This window comes from Paenibacillus sp. FSL H7-0942 (genome assembly GCF_045040715.1).
Classification (GTDB): domain Bacteria; phylum Bacillota; class Bacilli; order Paenibacillales; family Paenibacillaceae; genus Paenibacillus; species Paenibacillus amylolyticus.
On sequence record NZ_CP150279.1, the window covers coordinates 5,432,487 to 5,452,982 of the forward strand.

Annotated in this window: 18 protein-coding genes, 9 tRNA genes and 1 rRNA gene; 3 read left to right on the forward strand and 25 right to left on the reverse strand. The window is 46.4% G+C overall.

Going from position 1 to position 20,496, the window contains the following annotated elements:
* Positions 1-28 precede the first annotated feature (28 nt).
* The gene (uraA, locus tag MHI48_RS23910) at positions 29-1,345 is read left to right on the forward strand and encodes a uracil permease (RefSeq protein ID WP_076320347.1); all 1,317 of its coding nucleotides are present in this window, start codon (positions 29-31) and stop codon (positions 1,343-1,345) included.
* A 153-nt stretch (positions 1,346-1,498) separates the two neighbouring features.
* On the opposite strand, the gene MHI48_RS23915 is transcribed toward uraA, so the two are convergent.
* From MHI48_RS23915 to MHI48_RS23940, 6 genes are all read right to left on the reverse strand, one after another.
* Positions 1,499-2,011, reverse strand: a complete 513-nt coding sequence (locus tag MHI48_RS23915; protein ID WP_017686780.1) for an adenine phosphoribosyltransferase — start codon at positions 2,009-2,011, stop codon at positions 1,499-1,501.
* A gap of 37 nt (positions 2,012-2,048) precedes the next feature.
* The gene (gene recJ / locus MHI48_RS23920) at positions 2,049-4,457 is read right to left on the reverse strand and encodes a single-stranded-DNA-specific exonuclease RecJ (RefSeq protein WP_047844085.1); all 2,409 of its coding nucleotides are present in this window, start codon (positions 4,455-4,457) and stop codon (positions 2,049-2,051) included.
* A gap of 40 nt (positions 4,458-4,497) precedes the next feature.
* Positions 4,498-5,457 (reverse strand): cation diffusion facilitator family transporter, encoded by a 960-nt coding sequence (locus tag MHI48_RS23925; RefSeq protein WP_076320346.1) that lies wholly within the window; start codon positions 5,455-5,457, stop codon positions 4,498-4,500.
* Positions 5,458-5,530: 73 nt separating this feature from the next.
* Complete coding sequence (gene secF, locus MHI48_RS23930; RefSeq protein ID WP_076320345.1) at positions 5,531-6,439, reverse strand: protein translocase subunit SecF; 909 nt, start codon at positions 6,437-6,439, stop codon at positions 5,531-5,533.
* Positions 6,429-7,679 (reverse strand): protein translocase subunit SecD, encoded by a 1,251-nt coding sequence (secD, locus tag MHI48_RS23935; RefSeq protein ID WP_076252966.1) that lies wholly within the window; start codon positions 7,677-7,679, stop codon positions 6,429-6,431. The genes secF and secD overlap by 11 nt, the downstream gene beginning before the upstream one ends.
* Positions 7,680-7,770: 91 nt before the next feature.
* Positions 7,771-8,010: a post-transcriptional regulator gene (locus MHI48_RS23940; protein WP_036617497.1), complete on the reverse strand. Its 240-nt coding sequence runs from the start codon at positions 8,008-8,010 to the stop codon at positions 7,771-7,773.
* Between the two features lie 227 nt (positions 8,011-8,237).
* On the opposite strand from MHI48_RS23940, the gene spoVB reads away from it, so the two are divergent.
* Positions 8,238-9,872, forward strand: a complete 1,635-nt coding sequence (gene spoVB, locus MHI48_RS23945; RefSeq protein WP_076320344.1) for a stage V sporulation protein B — start codon at positions 8,238-8,240, stop codon at positions 9,870-9,872.
* A gap of 3 nt (positions 9,873-9,875) precedes the next feature.
* Here the strand turns inward: spoVB and MHI48_RS23950 are convergent, their stop codons facing one another.
* On the reverse strand, positions 9,876-10,589 hold the full coding sequence (locus MHI48_RS23950; RefSeq protein ID WP_076320357.1) for a DUF421 domain-containing protein: 714 nt from the start codon (positions 10,587-10,589) through the stop codon (positions 9,876-9,878).
* Positions 10,590-10,817: 228 nt separating this feature from the next.
* Between MHI48_RS23950 and MHI48_RS23955 the strand changes: the two genes are divergently transcribed.
* A complete protein-coding gene (locus tag MHI48_RS23955) occupies positions 10,818-11,210 on the forward strand; it encodes a TIGR04086 family membrane protein (protein WP_036616878.1) in 393 nt (130 codons plus the stop codon).
* 125 nt (positions 11,211-11,335) lie between these two features.
* Here MHI48_RS23955 and yajC read toward each other — a convergent pair whose 3' ends face one another.
* The 18 genes from yajC to rrf all read right to left on the reverse strand — a co-directional run bounded on the left by yajC (position 11,336) and on the right by rrf (position 20,485).
* Positions 11,336-11,647, reverse strand: coding sequence for a preprotein translocase subunit YajC (gene yajC / locus MHI48_RS23960; RefSeq protein ID WP_036616875.1), 312 nt, complete (start codon positions 11,645-11,647; stop codon positions 11,336-11,338).
* A 67-nt stretch (positions 11,648-11,714) separates the two neighbouring features.
* Positions 11,715-12,851: a tRNA guanosine(34) transglycosylase Tgt gene (gene tgt / locus MHI48_RS23965; RefSeq protein WP_036616872.1), complete on the reverse strand. Its 1,137-nt coding sequence runs from the start codon at positions 12,849-12,851 to the stop codon at positions 11,715-11,717.
* A 35-nt stretch (positions 12,852-12,886) separates the two neighbouring features.
* Positions 12,887-13,915, reverse strand: a complete 1,029-nt coding sequence (gene queA, locus MHI48_RS23970; RefSeq protein ID WP_076252968.1) for a tRNA preQ1(34) S-adenosylmethionine ribosyltransferase-isomerase QueA — start codon at positions 13,913-13,915, stop codon at positions 12,887-12,889.
* A gap of 6 nt (positions 13,916-13,921) precedes the next feature.
* Positions 13,922-16,009, reverse strand: coding sequence for a SpoIID/LytB domain-containing protein (locus MHI48_RS23975; RefSeq protein WP_143781167.1), 2,088 nt, complete (start codon positions 16,007-16,009; stop codon positions 13,922-13,924).
* Positions 16,010-16,114: 105 nt separating this feature from the next.
* Positions 16,115-17,125: a Holliday junction branch migration DNA helicase RuvB gene (ruvB, locus tag MHI48_RS23980; RefSeq protein WP_036616868.1), complete on the reverse strand. Its 1,011-nt coding sequence runs from the start codon at positions 17,123-17,125 to the stop codon at positions 16,115-16,117.
* A 55-nt stretch (positions 17,126-17,180) separates the two neighbouring features.
* Positions 17,181-17,795, reverse strand: a complete 615-nt coding sequence (gene ruvA / locus MHI48_RS23985; RefSeq protein WP_036616866.1) for a Holliday junction branch migration protein RuvA — start codon at positions 17,793-17,795, stop codon at positions 17,181-17,183.
* Entirely contained in the window at positions 17,792-18,295 is a 504-nt protein-coding gene (ruvC, locus tag MHI48_RS23990) for a crossover junction endodeoxyribonuclease RuvC (RefSeq protein WP_017686765.1), read from the reverse strand. The genes ruvA and ruvC overlap by 4 nt, the downstream gene beginning before the upstream one ends.
* A 308-nt stretch (positions 18,296-18,603) precedes the next feature.
* On the reverse strand, positions 18,604-19,296 hold the full coding sequence (locus MHI48_RS23995; protein ID WP_076320342.1) for a BofC C-terminal domain-containing protein: 693 nt from the start codon (positions 19,294-19,296) through the stop codon (positions 18,604-18,606).
* 202 nt (positions 19,297-19,498) lie between these two features.
* Positions 19,499-19,572, reverse strand: a tRNA-Pro gene (locus MHI48_RS24000).
* Between the two features lie 7 nt (positions 19,573-19,579).
* Positions 19,580-19,658, reverse strand: a tRNA-Leu gene (locus MHI48_RS24005).
* A 16-nt stretch (positions 19,659-19,674) separates the two neighbouring features.
* Positions 19,675-19,751 (reverse strand) — tRNA-Arg (locus MHI48_RS24010).
* Positions 19,752-19,757: 6 nt separating this feature from the next.
* Positions 19,758-19,832, reverse strand: a tRNA-Gly gene (locus tag MHI48_RS24015).
* 23 nt (positions 19,833-19,855) lie between these two features.
* Positions 19,856-19,933 (reverse strand) — tRNA-Asp (locus MHI48_RS24020).
* 27 nt (positions 19,934-19,960) lie between these two features.
* Positions 19,961-20,034: transfer RNA gene (locus tag MHI48_RS24025), tRNA-Met, on the reverse strand.
* Between the two features lie 17 nt (positions 20,035-20,051).
* A tRNA-Val gene (locus MHI48_RS24030) sits at positions 20,052-20,127 on the reverse strand.
* Positions 20,128-20,133: 6 nt separating this feature from the next.
* Positions 20,134-20,205 (reverse strand) — tRNA-Glu (locus MHI48_RS24035).
* Between the two features lie 4 nt (positions 20,206-20,209).
* A tRNA-Asn gene (locus MHI48_RS24040) sits at positions 20,210-20,285 on the reverse strand.
* Positions 20,286-20,368: 83 nt separating this feature from the next.
* Positions 20,369-20,485, reverse strand: a 5S ribosomal RNA gene (gene rrf, locus MHI48_RS24045).
* Positions 20,486-20,496: the final 11 nt, after the last annotated feature.

Genomic DNA, 20,496 nt, shown 5'->3' on the forward strand with positions numbered 1-20,496 from the left:
TGTGTTTCGGAAAAGGAGATGAAATTCATTGCAACGCGAAATTCAGGTTAATCAAAAGATGCCACTTGGCTCAGGTTCACTGCTTAGCCTTCAGCATTTGTTCGCCATGTTTGGCAGCACGGTGCTTGTACCAAACCTGTTTGGTGTTGATCCAAGTATGATCCTGCTGATGAACGGAATTGGAACACTGTTGTACATACTGATGTGTAAAGGAAAGATTCCTGCATATCTCGGGTCCAGTTTTGCCTTTATTGCTCCTGTCACAATGGTATTAAAACAACATCCTGAGAATGGCTACTCCATGGCACTTGGAGCTTTTATCATAACAGGACTTGTTTTCTGTTTCGTGGCCCTCATTATTAAATTTGCGGGTACCGGATGGATTAACGTAGTCTTCCCACCAGCGGTTATGGGCGCCATCGTTGCTCTGATCGGACTGGAGCTTGTACCCGTGGCTGCCGGTATGGCAGGTCTGATTAACTCTGATCCTGTTGCCAACCCGAACTGGGTGCCGCAGGCCAAACCCATTATTTTATCCATGGCCACGCTTGGTATCACTGTCATTGGGGCCGTAACGTTCCGTGGATTCCCCAAAATCATTCATATTCTAATCGGTATTGTAGTCGGTTATATCCTCGGCTATTCTATGGGTCTGGTTGATAAACAGGCTATTGGAAATGCTGATTTCATCTCACTACCAACCGTAACAACGCCTACATTTGACTGGTCCGTTATTTTCACCATTTTACCTGTAGCGCTTGTGGTTATCGTTGAACATATTGGACATTTGCTTGTAACGAGCAGCATTGTAGGCAAAGATCTTTCGAAAGACCCTGGGCTTCATCGTTCCCTGCTTGGTAATGGGGTCTCCACCATTCTGTCCGGTTTTGTGGGATCAACTCCCAATACAACCTATGGTGAGAACATCGGTGTAATGGCCCTGACTCGCGTATACTCCACATATGTCATTGGTGGCGCAGCAGTCATTGCAATCGTACTCTCCTTCTCAGGAACATTCTCGGCGCTTGTAGCCAATATTCCTGTGCCAGTTATGGGTGGCGTATCCCTGCTTCTGTTCGGGGTTATTGCAGCATCTGGTCTGCGTATTCTGGTTGAACAGAAAGTCGATTTTGCCAAACCGACCAATCTGCTGCTTACTACACTTGTATTGGTCATTGGACTGAGTGGTACAGAAGTTACCTTCTATGGCGTTCATCTGAAAGGGATGGCATTGGCAACCATCGTCGGAATCCTGATGAGCTTGTTGTTCAAACTGTTTGAAGTGCTAGGTTGGTTGAATGACGATTCGCGTAAACAGCCTATCACTGAAAAAACGCCCGATTAATTTCCATCGTATACACATCAAAAAGCCTGTTCTCCCTAACCTTACAGTTGGAAGAACAGGCTTTTTGATAATCATTAATGCTGTATATTATTTCCCGGGAAACGGAAAAAACAATTCATGTTTCGTCACAGCGGTACATGTGGAGCTTTCAGCTTAATAATTCATCAATGTGAATACATCGATTTCTGGCAATTTAGCACGACCATTCAGATCAGACAGCTCAATCAGGAAGGCAGCTCCGACAACTTTACCCCCCAATTGTTCAATCAAGTTGATGGAAGTTGCAATCGTTCCACCCGTTGCGAGCAGATCATCAGCGATCAGGACATTTTGACCTTTTTCAATCGCATCTGTGTGCATCGCGAGTGTATCCTTGCCATACTCGAGATCATAACCAACTTCAATCGTCTCTCCAGGCAGTTTTCCACTTTTGCGAATCGGAGCAAAACCGACACCAAGAGCGTATGCCAGAGGGGCGCCCACAACGAAACCACGTGCTTCAGGTCCAGCAATAACGTCAATTTTGAGATCAGAAACCATCACTTTCAGTTCATTGATCGCATTGCGGTACATTTCTCCATCCTTCAACAATGTTGTAATGTCCTTAAAGCTGATTCCCGGTTGTGGAAAGTCAGGAATGACACGAATATAATCTTTAAAATCCAAAATAATCTCCTCCTAAAATAAATACACAAACTTCCATCTAAGATACGCCCTTCATCCGGGATATCATCCATTGTGTCAGTTGCGGTGTGGCTGCATCCAGCATCACCTGTTCTATCTCGGCCATATTTTCGAGCGCCTGATAGTGACGTGAAGCGGTTAGTTCACGCTTAGGCGGGTTATCCACAAACGCAATTTTGCCGTTATCACGGGTAATGAAGGATAACTCTTCGAATACATCCAACATCATCGTAATCATGCGCGGCGAACAACCACACTGACGACTGAGCACAGGAGTAATCTCTTGTTCCTCCACGGGTTCAGCTTTCCATTTCAACACCTGCATATAAATACGCTTAAAGAGTTCTCTGGAAGGCATCTGAAGGCGATCTCGGCGGTTGCCTGATCCGTGCAGAAGGATGATATTCTCAGCTCCACTGAACAAAGCCAGCATGGCATTAAGTTGTTCCGGGGTTTCCGGCGTATCAAACACAAATAACGTCCGGACTTGTTCCTGTCCATAATGCTGTGCAGCAGCATTACACGGAAATAACCCGACCTTTCTATCATATACCCAAAGGCAAGGTTCATACAATGAATTTCCCTCGGAAACATCTGTTTCTTTCCGAACAATAGCACCAACAGAACCAGATTTATATCGCAGATGCACCTCAAGTGAGCTCAAGAAATGTTTCATCGCATTTAATGGCTCGGCATTACCGCGCAAATCAAACACTTGGACCTGAGGAACATGAATGTCCTGAAGCATCAATTGAGGTTTTCTCATCCCATTCCATTCATTGATGGACAGTTCTCCCATCACATCAATAACGGAACCTGGGAGAAGAAAATCTGCTAACGCTCCCTTGCCAAAAGCGACGGTTTCCAGTTGCTGACCATCCTGTTCCAGAACCAGTTTCAGATGGCGTTTCTCTCGTCCCATTGTTCTGGTTTCCTTCACAGTTACACTTCTCAATACAAACCGTGGCGAAGGATTGCTCATTCCAAAAGGCTGCAATCTGTCGATCTCCTGGATCACTTTCAGCGGAACATCACTGATTCTGCATTCATCATCCGCAAGACGTTGAGGTACAAAGTCCTCTTCAGTTAATACAGATGCAGCAAACTCATTCAAACCAGCCTCAAGTTCCTCCAGCTGATCCCGATGCAAGGTCATACCTGCTGCTGCAGGGTGTCCCCCGTAATGGTCCATAGTGTGTTTATTGACTGTGAGTGCCTGATAGATATCCAAGCCCTCAATGGAGCGCGCAGAGCCCTTGCAGACACCGCTCTCTGGATCGATCCCAAGGATAAGTGTAGGTCGGTAATAACGCTCCAGCAATTTGGAAGCCACAATACCAACCACTCCAACGTTCCAGCCCTCACCAGCCAATACGATTACATCTGGAACGGATCCTGAACGAAGCTGTATCTTTTGTTCCAACTGTGCAGTTGCTTCTTGTAATATGCCCTCTACGACTTGCTGCCGCTCCCGATTCAATAGATCAAGCTGGCCCGCAAGCGTATGAGCTTCATCCAGATTCTCGGTGGTGAGAAGCGATACCGCTCTCCCGGCATGATCCAAACGTCCACTGGCATTAATACGAGGTGCCATGGCAAAGGCAATATTAATGGAAGTCACCTGACTCTGATCCACACCACTGATTTCCAGCAATGCACTTACACCAGGAAGACGTGAACCACGCATCGATTCTATTCCATAACTGACAATAACCCGGTTCTCCCCTTCCAAAGGCATCAGATCGGCAACGGTGCCGATGGCCGCAATCTCCATCCATTCACCGGGCACTTCCCCGATTAATGCCTGAGCGAGCTTCAAGGCTACTCCCGCTCCTGCCAAACCTTTAAAAGGATACGGGCATCCCGGAAGTTTTGGATTAATAAGTGTAAAGGCTTCGGGCAAAATTTCAGGCGGCTCATGGTGATCTGTCACAATGACTTCGATGCCCAGCGTGGCCGCATAGGCAATCTGTTCAACAGCACTGATTCCGGTGTCCACGGTAATAATCAATGAAACGCCTTGCTGATGCGCCCAATCCAACGCATGGTTGTGCAATCCATACCCTTCATTCGAGCGATGAGGGATATATATATCGTACGAAGCCCCAAGATGACGCATCAAATGGATCATGAGCGATGTGCTGGATACGCCATCAGCGTCATAATCCCCGTAGATCAAAATATGTTCTTCCCGCTCCAATGCCAGCTTGATACGTGGCACAGCTTCATTCATGCCGAGGAGCAGATAGGGATCATGCATCTGATTCAGGTCAGGATGCAAAAAACGTTCGGCCTCCTTCTCATTGTGCACTCCTCGACTCACAAGCAAACGTCCAACAAGGGGTGAAACGGAAAGCGCCTGCGAGAGTCCCGCAGCCGCCTCCAAATCGATATTCGGTGTATTCCACCGGTATTGCGAATAAAGCAATGATAACGCTCCTTTCCTGATCTACTGGACCCACGCTTCACTACTGAATTAATGTCGCTTCGTGATCGGGCAGTTCATGATTGGATTTATAGGGATAACCTGGATCATAAGGTATCGCTTGAATCTGTACTTCTTTCACATGACTGAAACGGGTGAGCAGTAATGTCTTGGCACGATTTGCAATCTCCTGTGCTTCCAGTATCGAGATCCTCGGATTCACACTAATGACCAGCTCAATCGTAACGTCATGTTCCTGTTCACGTGCAACCAAATGCTCAATGGTAATGATGCCATATACCCGCTGTACGGTCTCTTTAAAATCGGACGCTTCTTCCTGCTCCAGCTCCTGAACGAGTGAACCATAGACTGTGTCCACAATCATTCGGTAACCCTTGTGAAGCACAAAACAGGAAGCAATCAACGCAGCCGTGGGGTCCAGGTAGAGCAGCATGCTCAAACCCGTCTCTTCACCAGCCATCGATCCTATAATGCCGATTAACACGGTGAGCGAACAATAGAGTGCACGGCGATGTTGCTGTGCATAGGCCAGCGCCTGAGACTGGTTTCGTTTACGGAAATATCTGTACTGAAATTGAAAAATCGCTTCTTTCACAGCCAAAGCTGCAACAGCCACCAAAAGTACCGACTTGCCGGGTGCTTCCGGTTCACTTCCGGAGAGACTACCCAATGCGGAGATCGCAAGCTGTAATCCACCCATTAGAATCAGCACAGATAACAATACTGAGATTCCGGGTCTAGCAACACTTGAATGTTCTTTATACCGTCCCCTGCGAGCCTTGCTCTTATCGCGTACAGACTTGGAGGGAAAGAGACCAGCCAGGGCAGAACCAGCTTCAGTAGCAGAATACAAGCCGTCAGCGAGCAATGATTTGCTGTTTGCCATATAACCGACTCCCGCTTTGATCACCGCAAGTCCCATATTACCGGCAATACCGCTCCATGTGGCAGCCTGAACAGATGGGATATGTTCTCTGGTCATGAATATTCCCCCTTAATTCTGTACATAAAGTTGCAAAACCGCGCCTGGCAGACGCGGCTTCACAATAAGATGTTTAGTTAGATTCTTTAGCTACTGTTTTTGGCTTATCCACTTGTTTACCTTTGAGCATCAGCCATAGTGGAGCGGCGATATAGATTGAAGAATATGCACCAAACAGTGTTCCGATAACCATCGCAAGCGAGAACATGCGAATGGATTCTCCACCAAATATGAACAAACAGATTGAAGCTGCAAACACGGTGAATGTTGTATTCAGGGAACGTGTCATCGTTTGAGCCAAACTGCGATTGACTACCTCACGCAAGTCGGCTTTGGTTGTCTTTTTGGCAAAACGCAGATTCTCACGAATCCGGTCAAAGATAACGATCGTATCGTTGATCGAGAACCCGACAATAGTCAATACTGCAGTAATAAAGGTCAGATCGACTTCCAAACGGAAGATGGAGAACACACTTATTACGACAAATGCGTCATGGAAGAGTGCGATAACCGCAGCCAAACCAAAGCGCCACTCAAACCGGATCGCAACATAGATCATGATCCCGATACTTGCAATGAGTACCGCGTAGATCGCGTTGCGCTCCAATTCTTTGGCCATCTCTGGATCAACGGTATTTACTTCATAGGAAGCCGATGCATCCAGTTTGCTAAATTCCTGTTTAAATTTGCTCTCTTGGGTCTCATCCAGTTCATTGGAGAAACGAACATTTACACGGTCAGCCCCCGGTGTAATGGTAACATCACCCTCATCAACACCGATGTCCTTAACGATAGGTTTAATCTGCTCCGCTGTGATTGCTTTGGATACCGAGATATCCACATTCGATCCAGCACGGAAATCAACGGCATAATTCAAACCCAAAGCCAGAATGCTGATGATCCCCGTAATCGTCAGAATAATCGAGAAGATATAGGCAATCTTACTACCTTTAACATAATCATAATTCCAATTAAAGCGCACGAATTTCACTCTCCTTCACTCCGAAGTACTTAGGCTTCTTCAACACGTTAGCCCGTACGAGCAGGGTCAACAGGAAGCGGGAGAAGAAAATATTCGTGATGATACTGGTGACAATATCAAAGATCAGCACGAGTGCAAAACCTTTAACCGCACCTGTACCCAGGAAGAACATAACAGCGGCCGCAATAATGGTAGTGACATTGGAGTCAATGATTGTACGGAAGGAATGTTTGCTCCCCGCTTTAACCGATGACAAAATCGACTTACCACTTCGCATCTCTTCCTTAATCCGTTCGTACGTGATGATATTGGCATCGACCGCCATCCCTATACCCAGGATAAACGCCGCAATACCTGGAAGGGTAAGTACGAATTCTCCCATATAGAAGATTGCAAGTACCAGCCACGTATGTGTGATCAAGGCAAAACTCGCAATAATACCAGGAATGCGATAAAGCCCAATCATGAACACTAGAATAATAACGGAACCAATCAATCCCGCTTTAATGGTCTGATCCAAAGAAAGCTTACCAAGTGTTGCACCAACACTTTGTGAATACTTCTCTGTAAGTTTTAGTGGCAATGCACCCAGGTTAATGGTGTCACGAAGCTGGTTTGCTTCGTCACGTGTGTAAGCACCCGAAATCTGAGCGGAACCATCTGTCAACTGTTGTCTAACGGTTGGAGCAGATAACAGCTCATCGTCCAAATAAATCGCGAGAGGTTGTCCGATCAAACGTTTGGTAATCTCGGAAAATTTGGCTTTGTCTTTCACTTGAATGTCAATCATCGGCTCATTCAATTGAGTGAACACAACTTTGGCTGCATTCTCAACAAATTCATTTCCGCGAAGCTCAATTTTGGTGTATTCGCCTTCCTTGTCGTTCTCAGCTTTACTACGGAAGGTCAAAACAGCCGGTTCTTTCATTTTGGCTCTAACTTCAGCCTCATCCGTAACCCCTGCCAACTTCAATCGAATCCGGTTGCTTCCTTCAGTGGTTACCTCCGGTTCGCTTGTTCCGAGCGCATTGGCGCGGCTTTCAAGACTTTTGGCCGTTTGCACCAAAGATGCTTTGGTGACTTGTTGACCTGCTTCGAGCGGCTCTGCTTCATATAAGATCTCGTAGCCTCCCTTTAAATCAAGGCCCAAGCGTATATTTTTGAGCAGTTCCGGGCTTGTTCCCACCATTACCCCTGTGGTGACAAGCACGACCAGAATGAAACTGATAATTCTTTTCATGCCGTTCCTAGATCCCCTTTCGTTCTCAATATTCCTATTATAGCGATGCCGTAAAAAGCAGTCAATTTTCAACAAAAAAGATCCCTTTCGTCTAGAAAGAGGACCCCCGGTATGCAGACACGGTCATAAAGTTCATAAAGCTTGTTGCTTTCAGTGACAAAATGTCGTTCACCAGCTGGTGAAGCGGTGGAATGCCCTGTTTTTCATATTTATGACTGACGCAATTCCAGACATCTTTGCTGGTGACATATTCGTAACCGACAAGCCTTAATTCTTCCGCTTTGCTACGGCAGAGCATCTCTATTGACTGTTCCAACTCCACATCATTCATTTCTTCCAACGGGGAGCCTCCCTTCGTACATCCAAGCCTTTATGCGGCATCAATATTACATGATTCGACTTCGCCTGATCATATTCCTTCTTGCTGAATATGGTTCTTTTTGTTAATCGTGTCCAAGTTGTCATGAGAAGATAAAGGACTGGCATAGGATGAAGAACAACGGCTTTGTCCCGTTTATGTTGATAGCCTGTACTTTCAACCGGGAAAGAGGGGTAGTCTTGAAGAAACAGACATTTATTCAGGGGGCCATGATCCTGCTCGCGGCAGGCATAATTAATCGAATACTTGGTTTCATCCCGCGCATTGCGCTGCCACGAGTCATTGGTGCAGAAGGTGTTGGCATCTACCAATTGAGCTATCCCTTTTTTATCGTACTGGTGACATTAATTACGGGTGGTATTCCGCTCGCCGTAGCCAAGCTCGTAGCCGAAGCTGATACCGGTGCCAATCGTTATTCCCCCCAGCGAATCCTGCAAGTAAGCTTAAGCTTTACGTTGACCTTGGGTGTAGTATTCATGTTTTTATGCATCCTATTTGCACCCTGGGTTACCAAGTACGTGCTCACAGATGAGCGGGTATACCATACGTTCGTTAGTATGAGCCCCATGATTGCCATTATCGCCGTATCTGCTGTCTACAGAGGGTATTTCCAAGGTAAGCAAAACATGATGCCTACTGCCATTTCATCCATTGTTGAAACCATCATTCGTATCGTCTGTGTCATTTGGTTTGCCTGGCTTCTCCTCCCCCACGGTATTGCCCAAGCTGCTGCTGGTGCCATGCTGGGAGCGCTCGTTGGAGAATTCGGCGGTATGCTTGTACTCTTGTGGAAGTATAACAGGCAGAAGAAAGAGTTACCGCTCGCTATGCAACAGAACATGTCCAATCTCACAACCAAACCTTCAGCCATACCTTTAAACCCAATACCTTCAGTTCTGAAAGAGGCGGGTACTCCACAGCCCGGATTAATCCGGCGTTTGCTTGCAATCTCTATTCCTGTTACAGCAGGCCGATTGGTTGGCTCCTTATCCTATTTGGCCGAAACCATCGTTACTGCCCAGAGTCTGGCTCTGGCAGGCATATCCAAAGGGCTCGCTACAGCACAATATGGTGCATTACAAGGTATGATTATTCCTTTGCTGCTGCTGCCGGGGGCACTAACCTCATCGCTCGCGACATCACTTGTGCCTTCACTGTCCGAAGCTTCTGCTCAGGGAGATCGCGCACTGATTCACAAAAGAATGCATCAGGCATTACGCTTGGCACTTGTGACAGGTGCTCCGTTTTCCGTGTTTATGTATGTGCTTGCCGAACCGATGTGTCTTGTTCTGTATAATGATGCATCGATCGGAAGCATGCTGAAGCTAATGGCTCCTTTTGCTTTGTTCATTTATATTCAAGCTCCTCTTCAAGCTGCATTACAAGCTCTTGACCGTCCGGGTAAAGCATTGCTAAATACGTTTATCGGTGCTGTTATCAAAATTACGTTGATTTTAACGCTTGCTTCCCGGCCTGAATATGGCATCTTCGGTGCAGTCATCGCCATCTGTGCGAATTCTACGGTAGTTACCCTGTTACATGCCCAAAGCGTACGCAGTCTGCTACAGTTCCGCTTCAAAATGATGGATTGGGTCAAGACGGGTGCAGGAATGTTTATTATGGGAGCAGCAACCCTACTCGTATACGAAGAGACTGCCATGATATTGCCTTTTTGGGTGAGGATGCTTCTCGCTCCTTTTGTCGGGCTTATCGTGTATTTCATCGTCATGGGCTGGACCAAAATGATTGACTTTCATGATCTGTCCCGTGCTCCTTTAATTGGTTCATGGTTCAAGCGCCGCTCAGGCAAATGATTTTCATTTTTTATCATCTTTTGGACTGACATATATCTTCCCATTGTGGTCAATGGAGCATATAAATACATCTTTGAAATCCATAATTCCGTTCTGTTGAATTTGATTTTTCAGCCAAAATCTCGTTTTCTGGATGATCTCCAGATTCTGATCCTGGACCTTTCCGTCCATAATTAAGGGGAGTGGCAGACCTTCATATTTGATATTTGGAAATCCGTCAATCTGATTTTTCTCTGTTTTGGATTTACCGGAAGAAACCCCTTCTGAATCAGAGCCGGAAGAACTGCTGCCGTTAGAAGTATTCTCATCCTTGGGAAAAACGGTCAGCTTGCCTGTGGTCTCCAAAATAGCGAAATCAACCTCACCGATACTGTCTACATTCTGTTCACGGAGTTGTTGTAATAGATCATCCAGATTATATCGTTGCTTCCGCATCTCATCCCGGTGAAGAACGCCTTTGGAGATCAAAACAGTAGGTTTCCCATCAATCATCAGGCGAAGACGCCGACTTTTAAGGCCTATAAAGGCCATTCCGATCTGTACAATGATCAAGGTAAGCATGGGGGCAATCCCGTGAGAGAGCGGTTTATCAATATCTTCAATGACAAAAGCAGCCATTTCAGCAAGCATAATGGAGACAACAAGATCAAACATGGATAGCTTACCAATCTCACGTTTACCCATAACCCTCATTGCACAGTACACCAGAAAGTACATGAGAATGGTTCGAAAGATATGTGATCCGACATCTGGGAAGTTCACAACAGGGGTCCTCCTTCGAAACTGAGTTTTTAACAGTTAGCTGGGTAGTGCAATCCCTATTTTGACCTGAACCTTACATGCTCATGCAGAAATAATCCGTTCATTTAATGGAAAACAGTTCATAAGTCCGAAGGCTTGACCATACACTGTATTAACTTATAACTTGTACAAGGGGGTTGCTTCATGCAATTGATCCGCCGCTTGGTTTCGTTTCGAGTGTCCAATCCGATTCTGTCAGGCCTCTGTCAGGCTTTTGTATGGATGTTTATCGGGGCATTTATTCTCTCCTTGTTTCTCTGGATGAGCGGAATGCGGGAACAGGACCTCTCATTGTATACCTATGTTGTTCATGGCTTGTCATTATTGGTTGGTGGTTTTGTCGCAGGCAAACGTTCTGGTGAAAAAGGATGGTACTACGGAGGGATTACCGGAATCGTATATGGACTGCTTGTGCTGTTGATCGGATTTCTCGCGCTGGATGCTTCGTTTAATTGGAAGGATAGTTTACAACTGCTTAGCGCGTTCTTCATTTCAGCTCTCGGTGGCATGTTCGGTGTTAATACGCATCGCTCCTAACTGACTGGTAAAGAACATCGACCTTCCCTCATAAATCAAAAAAGAGAACCGGGTCTCCAAGGAGATCCGGTTCTCTACTAGGGAATACGCCACAAACGCACCCTCGTTATTCTATGTTACAGTAACTATTCAACAGCCGTATCACGAGCTACAGCCGTGCTGATTGCATTACGGTCAAATGTAAGCTTAGTTACATCGTTTACACGCAATACAACCACATCGTCCGTAATCTCAGCGATCGTACCGTGAAGGCCACCAATCGTTACAATTTTATCGCCTTTTTTCAATTGGCTTAGCATGGAATTCCGTTGCTTTTGCTTTTTGTTCTGTGGACGAATCATTAAGAAGTAGAAAATCGCAACCATGAGTACTAAAGGTACAATCAAAGATACGATCCCACCGCCTTGCGCTCCTGCTAGAGGCATTCCTTGAAACATTCAAACTCCCCCTTATCGACTATACATACAGATATTGCTTGTTACGCCGGTTTCCTCAAAAACTCAATCAGAAACCTTTGTCATTGTCATGAAGACCATATTGATCGAAAAATTCATCCCGGAAATCAAGCAAACGATCTTCCATAATGGCTTTACGTACATTACGCATCAGATTCTGCAAGAAATGAAGATTATGGATCGTTGTCAAACGCAGGCCAAATGTTTCATCTGCTTTGATCAAATGACGCAGATAAGCTCTGGAATAGTTGCGACAAGTGTAGCAATCACATTCAGGGTCAAGTGGCCCAAAATCAGTTGCAAACTTGGCATTGCGAACTACCAGACGTCCTTGGCTGGTCATCGTTGTTCCGTTACGGGCAATCCGAGTTGGCAGAACACAGTCGAACATGTCCACTCCACGAATTGATCCCTCAATCAACGCATCGGGCGAACCTACCCCCATCAAATAACGTGGTTTATTGGATGGCAACAAAGGTAACGTATAATCCAATACACCATACATCAAATGTTTCGGTTCTCCAACACTCAGTCCACCAATAGCATACCCCGGGAAATCCATGGAAGTCAAATCTGCGGCGCTTTGACGGCGAAGATCTTCATGCATGCCTCCCTGTACGATGGCAAACAGACCTTGGTCATGCGGACGAGCGTGACTTTCGAGACAACGTTCTGCCCAGCGGCTCGTTCTTTCGAGTGATTTTTTTACATATTCATATTCAGCCGGATACGGTGGGCATTCGTCAAACGCCATCATAATATCGGAGCCAAGTGCATTCTGGATTTCCATCGCCACTTCAGGAGAAAGGAACTTCTTGTCTCCATTCAGATGAGAACGGAAGTTAACGCCTTCTTCCGTAATCTTGCGCATCTCGCTGAGAGAAAACACTTGGAATCCGCCGCTGTCCGTCAGAATTGGACGATCCCAGTTCATGAATTTGTGCAACCCGCCAGCTTCACGGATGATTTCATGTCCTGGTCTCAGAAACAGGTGATAGGTATTACTCAAAATAATCTGAGCATCCATTTCTTTCAACTCTTCAGGGCTCATTGTTTTGACAGTCGCCTGTGTACCTACTGGCATAAAGGTTGGTGTCTCAATAATACCGTGAGGTGTATGTACACGTCCCAGACGTGCACCGGATTGTTTGCAAGTTTTGATATGTTCATACGTAATTGCTGCCATTGGTTTTAATCATCCTCTAAAAGTTAATCGTTATACTAATATATCAACATGGCATCGCCGAAGCTGAAGAACCGGTATTTCTCTTGGATGGCTTCCTCATATGCCTGCATAATATGTTCCCTGCCTGCTAGTGCACTAACCAACATAACCAACGTGGATTTCGGGAGATGAAAATTCGTAAGCATCCCATCGATCACTTTGAAGGAATAGCCCGGATAGATGAAAATGCTGGTCCATCCGCTGCTCGCTTGCAGTATTCCATTTTCAAATTTGCTGCCTACCGTTTCCAAAGTCCGACAGCTCGTTGTTCCAACCGCAAAAACACGGTGTCCATTCGTTTTAGTCTGGTTAATCAGATCTGCCGTTTCTTGTGACAAGGAGTAATACTCCTCATGCATAACATGATCTTCAACAACGTCAACCGACATTGGTCTGAATGTTCCCAGTCCTACATGAAGCGTGATGAAGGCCACATTAACACCTTTGGCACGAATCTGATCCAACAATTCATCCGTAAAGTGCAGTCCCGCTGTAGGTGCAGCCGCCGATCCTTCATGCTTGGCATACACGGTCTGATACCGTTCGCGGTCATCCAATGTCTCCTTGATATAAGGTGGCAACGGCATCTCACCCAGACGGTCCAAAATCTCTTGGAAGATTCCATCATACGTAAACGTAAGCGTACGTGCCCCCATCTCGCCCTCTTCTTCAATGATTGCCTTGAGTTCATCACCGAATACGATGACTGAACCGGCTTTCAGCTTTTTACCCGGCTTAACCAGTGCTTCCCACTTGTCGCCTTCCACATTTTTGAGCAATAACACTTCCGCTTTTGCTCCGGTATCTTCTTTTGTACCGAACAGACGGGCTGGTAGAACACGTGTATCATTCAGAATCAATGTATCACCGGGATTCAGAAAATCGATAATATCAGGAAACGTTTGATGATTAATCTCACCACTATCTTTGTTCAAGGTGAGCAAACGGGATGCCGTGCGATCAAGCAACGGTGTCTGTGCTATCAATTGCTCTGGTAATTCAAAATCATATAAGTTCACATTCATTTATTTTCATTCCTTAACAATAGTCGCATTTTGATAATAGTGTTTCAATATTGCCTGGTAATCATACCCTTCATCTGCCATGCCTTTGGCTCCCCATTGGGACAAGCCCAATCCGTGGCCATTGCCCTGACCGATGAACATGAAGGTCTGACCCTGCGTTACCGCTCTCGCTTGACCATCACCACTCATAACCACAAGTGCATTACCGGATGATGTTCCTGCGCCAGAAGAAGACAATACAGAGGCACCATTTGAGCCGGTTTTACTGGCTGTTTTGCCGTCAGCGCCTAATACAGTATAACTTCCGGTCCCTGCAATATCAAATAGAGTGCTCGGTAATCCACCGAGTGCAGAGCGGTATGTATCGGCATATTTCACCGTCATAGCGTGTCCGTTGGCAGTGACTTCAAGTGCTCTTCCGGAAGGTCCACGCTTGGTCACTTCCAAGGTTGAGATTGAAGCAGGAACAGACGCTGTTGTTTTACCCTGAAGGGATTTAACCAACTGGGCAGACGTGAAAGGTCCTCTCACCCAAGCATAATCGTTGGATTGAGCTACTTTTGCCAGTACAACAGCTTCGTTGCCTGGATTCATTTTGGCTACAGGTTCAACGGTGGATTGAATTAACGGAACGGCACGCACATTGGTGTTCTGAGCCGTTACCGTTACTTTTGCCAGTCCCGCATTGGTCTTGGTCGTTAATTCTTTGATGTTATCCTCACGAATGTACCCACTAACACCTGAACTCAGCAGCACATGGTACCACGTATGTAATCCTGCCTGGGCTGATGTATCTCCTGAACTAACCACATTGGTGAACACACCTGCTCCGCCGTTCCATACCTCAGAAGGATGAGCCGTCTGGCCGCCAGCATTAGAGGAGAATACAGCTTCGATGATTTTCCCACCGCTCTTGACCACTTCTCCAGCAGTTGCATCCACTGCACTGGTTACTTTATCGTTCTCCGAACCAATCCCGTTGTAGGCTTGGCTGAGCGTTGTATCCACGACATTCGCAATTTTGAAACGTTCACCCTGTTGAAGCGCGTAGGATCGAGCAGCTACGGCTTGAACTTTCAGAGCTTCAGCAGGCCAGGAGGAATACACCTCTGCCCCTACGACAGAGTACAGGTATTGCTCCAGTGGAACGACGTTGACCAACGCCAGATCACCACTTACGATACTGATTTCCATATCTCCACGATATGTTCGCTGAGAACGTTCCACTACCTTGATACCATTGCCATTCCCTTGTACCAATGCTTTGGATTCAGTACCTGCAATGGTGTAATGCGGAGCTGTTTTGAGTGCATCCGTACTTAATCCTGCGTCCTGGCGGATGATGAGTCCTGCACTATTGTTGACAGGTGAAAGGCTTACCCCCAGAGCTTTGGTTTCCACACTGTTCTTCAATGCGGTTAATTCCGCATCCGTTGAAGCTTCACCCACCCATACCGCGTATGCTTGGCTTCCCCCGCTCAGTTGAAGGACTGGATAGACACTACTAACTCCTGCTGATAAAAGATTGGCTTGTGCTGCCTCTGCTTCCTGAATCGAACCATAGGTTCCAGCAGACAGGCGTTTACTTCCCGTTACAGCTGGCTTTTGACCAGCCAATTGAGCTGCTGCTACCTTTTGTACCCGTGTAACAGCTTGTCCAGCAAGTGCCTCCGTTGCATAGTTGCCTGTGTAGAGCTGATAAATGGCATTTCCATTCACAGACGTTGTAAACAGCAAAGGTTTATCCGCTGTTGCTTGCAACAATTTTGCTGCTGCAGATGCTGCCTTGAAATCCGCTGTTTCCAACACTTTCACTCGGAATCCATCTGCACTGAAACGGACTTGCCCTGCCGGAAGGCTTACATTTGCGCCACTCTCCGATTGGATGCTCCATTGTCCCGTCGATTCAAGCGTAATGAGTGGTGTAGTTGATTTATACGTACTGCCCAGATTCGCAAACATGGCTACCCGGATCGTCTGTCCATCATTTCCTGCTGCATATGCAGGCACTTGCAGACAACCCACTGTCAAAAGAGCTGCCGCCAGTACCTTCAATCGACGACTCCACTTCTTCGTTCGTATTGCTTTTCCCACAATCAGACTCCTCCCCATGCATTTCTTTCACTTTATATCGGGTTAACCCGTGATTATTCCAATGTTTATGATGAATATCCAAATGAGCATGTTCAACAGGTTCGACTATTTACCGTCTCTTGGTGGAACAGGCAGACCCAAATGATGATAGGCGAGATCTGTTACGATCCTGCCCCTTGGTGTACGCTGAATCATACCAATCTGAAGCAGATACGGTTCATAAACATCCTCGATCGTCTGACTTTCTTCACCAATCGTAGCAGCAATGGTATCGAGCCCTACCGGGCCTCCCCGGAAGCTGTTGATCATCGATTTAAGCATCTTATGGTCAATGTCGTCCAAGCCACGTGGATCGATCTGGAGACGTTGCAGCGCTTCTTCCGCCAGTGTCTGCGTTATAATCCCATCACCACGTACCTGTGCAAAGTCGCGTACTCGTTTTAACAAACGGTTCGCAATCCTCGGTGTCCCACGTGAGCGCAATGCAATCTCTTGCGCAGCATCTCCCACAATCTCCACACCCAAAATTTCGGTAGAGCGTGAAACGATATAAGCCAGCTCATCAACCGTGTAGAATTCCAATCGACTGATAACACCAAATCGGTCTCGAAGTGGAGCAGACAGCAAGCCAGCACGCGTTGTAGCCCCAATCAGAGTGAATGGTGGCAGATCCAGCCGAACGGAACGTGCACTTGGACCTTTACCAATCATAATATCCAATGCCGAATCTTCCATAGCGGGGTACATGACTTCTTCAACCGTACGATGCAAACGATGAATCTCATCAATAAACAGGACATCACCTTCCTGCAGATTGGTTAACAATGCTGCAAGATCACCCGGGCGTTCAATGGCCGGGCCTGACGTAGTTCGTAAATTAACGCCCAATTCGTTGGCAATAATGTTGGCAAGTGTTGTTTTACCAAGCCCAGGTGGGCCATATAACAAAACGTGATCCAATGCCTCATTACGAAATTTGGCAGCTTCAATATATATCTTTAAATTTTCCTTCACCTGATTCTGCCCGATATACTCATTCAGATACCGGGGACGAAGACTCAACTCAACATTTTGGTCCTCCATCATCAGGTTCGCGGAAATAATCCGGTCATCCATGTTCATCCCTACCTTTTTTTGCAGGCTACAGCTATATTATAATATGCAATTTGTATTATCCCGTAAACAGCATTTGCAGCGCCTTTTTCATCAACACATCAACGGAATCTGCTGTAGTAACATCCTTTTTCAATTTGAGCCATACTTTATCAAGCTCACTGTCAGTATACCCAAGTGCCTTGAGACCTTCACGTGCCTCATCCCAGGCTGAACCACTTCCCGACTCTTCCGATGGAGGAGCGAACAACCCTGTTGCATACGCTGCCGCGCCAAAACTATCCAGCTTATCCTTGAGATCCAGAATCATGCGTTGTGCAGTCTTCTTGCCGATGCCTGGCAATTTGGTCAAGAACGTAAGATTCTCCTGATAAATCGCCGTAACCACATGTTCTGGTGTACCTCCAGCGAGTATGCCCAGAGCTACTTTTGGCCCAATACCGGATACTTCAATCAGTTTACGGAACAAACGCTGCTCATCCCGTGTAACAAATCCAAACAGCAACATCGCATCCTCACGCACATGATGGTGAGTGTACACGGTAATTTCGCCTTCTTGCTTCGCAAACGCAAATGGATTTGGACAGAATACGCGATACCCTACACCATGAACATCCAGCACAATATAATCATTCTCTACATGAATGAACTGTCCTCTTAGAAAATCAATCATTTTCGCAATACCTCATTCAACTTGGAATTTAATGTATAAGAGTGTGCGTGGCACACCGCTACAGCCAATGCATCCGCTACGTCATCCGGCTTAGGAACGACCTGAAGACGCAAGAACATTTTGACCATCTCCTGTACTTGCTTCTTCTCCGCTTTACCGTACCCCACAACAGCCTGCTTGATCTGCATTGGCGTATATTCTGCAATAGGCAAACCCTTCTGTGCCGCAGCGAGTACCATGACGCCTCTCGCCTGACTGACAGACATCGCTGTTGTAACGTTCCGATTGAAAAAAAGTTTCTCCAACGCTACTGCGTCCGGTTTGTATTTATCAATCAATTGCACCATACCTTCATATACGTGAAGCAACCGTTCCTCTTCAGGGGTATGAGCTTCCGTCTGAATACATCCATATTGTACGGGTACCACCTTACTGCCGATTTTATCCACAAAACCAAAACCAACAATCGCAATCCCCGGGTCAATTCCCAAAAAACGCAAAACCATCTCTCCCTCACAAAAGCGAACATATGTATCGTTCATTTCATTATAACAAAAGATAGACCCTGCGGCAGGAAAAACTTTGTCTAACTGATTACTCGTCTTTATTCGCGGATTTTTTACATGTTTATTCGTATTTTCATGTATTTCAGTTCAAACGACAAAAAGGACATCTCTTCGATGTCCTTCACCACATTCCACGTATTTTAGATTCAATCGCTTGGTTACGTAAACCACCAATGTTATTGCTATTGCCAGCATCGTTTCAGTACTTCACAATTTTAATACCGTAGGTGAAGACGTTTGGATTACCCGCCATTACGGATTAAATGATGGTCTTCATCCACGGCATAGTCACTGAACGTAGAGATTACGCTATCATATTCATCCTTGTCCTGAATCCGAATACCCTGCTGCAATTGCTCGAGCACCCCTTCAGGCAAAGAACTTTCCAACGTCCCAACATCCAATTGAAAGAACGTACGAATAACCTTCTCTTCTGCAGGCTTACCCTCGTACAAATTAAGGTTCCCTACAGCATCTATGCTGATATAAGCCTGCTGTTTACAAAGCGGTGAAAGGTCATCTACACGTTGCTTCAGATGCAACTCATCTGATGTTCCAACGGTAGCATCCCATTCCGGATGTTGAGCTAGTAACATCTTCAACTGCGGTCTAGCCATCTTGCCTAACTGCTCTGTCTCCACTCCGCAGATGTACTGTGTTTCCAAAACCACACTTGTTAAATGATCCGGATCAGAATCAAGTTGCTCTACTAACGCCTGAATCTCCTGTTCAGATCTTGTTTCCTGCGTAACAGGCCCCATCACACTGGTTGCCTCACTAAAATTAGTTGTCAGCAAACGCTCTATCGCCGATGAGATAGACAACCCGCTGTAAGCCAATATCGTAACTGCAAGCAGAGCCGCCGTCATCCATACTGTTCGTTTCCACCGTCTCCAGCGTCTCTTGAATTGTTTTCTGAAGTTAAACGTGTTCACATGAACCCCTTCTATCACTTTTTAAACCTATTGTGACCTAAAGATTGAGGCTTTATGCACAATTAACTTGTTGTCTGAAGAAGGAACACGCATGTGTTAGCTTAGAGAATTTGTCATAGTTAATATCGAACCTGCATTTATAGAATCTTATATAGATAAATATAAAAAAACACTATCTAATTATAGATAGTGTTTTTAGAGATCGGGATGACACGATTTGAACATGCGACCCCCTGGTCCCAAACCAGGTGCTCTACCAAGCTGAGCTACATCCCGTTATATATACCGGCGAGAGGACTCGAACCTCCACGGTTTCCCACTCGATTTTGAGTCGAGCGCGTCTGCCATTCCGCCACGCCGGCAAATTTGAAGTTATAATGGCGCGCCCTGAGAGATTCGAACTCCCGGCCTTTTGATTCGTAGTCAAACGCTCTATCCAGCTGAGCTAAGGGCGCAAATATTGGAGCGGAAGACGGGAATCGAACCCGCGACCCTCGCCTTGGCAAGGCGATGCTCTACCGCTGAGCCACTTCCGCACACGGTATTATTAATATAAAAATGGCGGAACCGACGGGATTCGAACCCGCGATCTCCTGCGTGACAGGCAGGCATGTTAGGCCAACTACACCACGGTTCCAGATCACTTTCTCAAAGGAAAGTATAATTGCGGGGGCAGGATTTGAACCTGCGGCCTTCGGGTTATGAGCCCGACGAGCTACCGGGCTGCTCCACCCCGCGTCGTTATAAAGTTTATATGGTGGAGGCTGAGGGGATCGAACCCCCGACCCTCTGCTTGTAAGGCAGATGCTCTCCCAGCTGAGCTAAGCCTCCATAATATGACCCGTAGGGGATTCGAACCCCTGTTACCTCCGTGAAAGGGAGGTGTCTTAACCCCTTGACCAACGGGCCCTAATGGCTCCCCGAACAGGGCTCGAACCTGTGACAACTCGATTAACAGTCGAGTGCTCTACCAACTGAGCTATCAGGGAATATATGCATTTGCACTGCAAATGCAATTCATCGTACAACATCAACATGCAGAGCCTGTTTTCTATGTATGATGAAAGAGTTCGCTTGGCGGCGTCCTACTCTCCCAGGACCCTGCGGTCCAAGTACCATCGGCGCTAGAGGGCTTAACGGTCGTGTTCGGGATGGGTACGTGTGGAACCCCTCCGCCATCGCCACCAAACGCATAGCTTA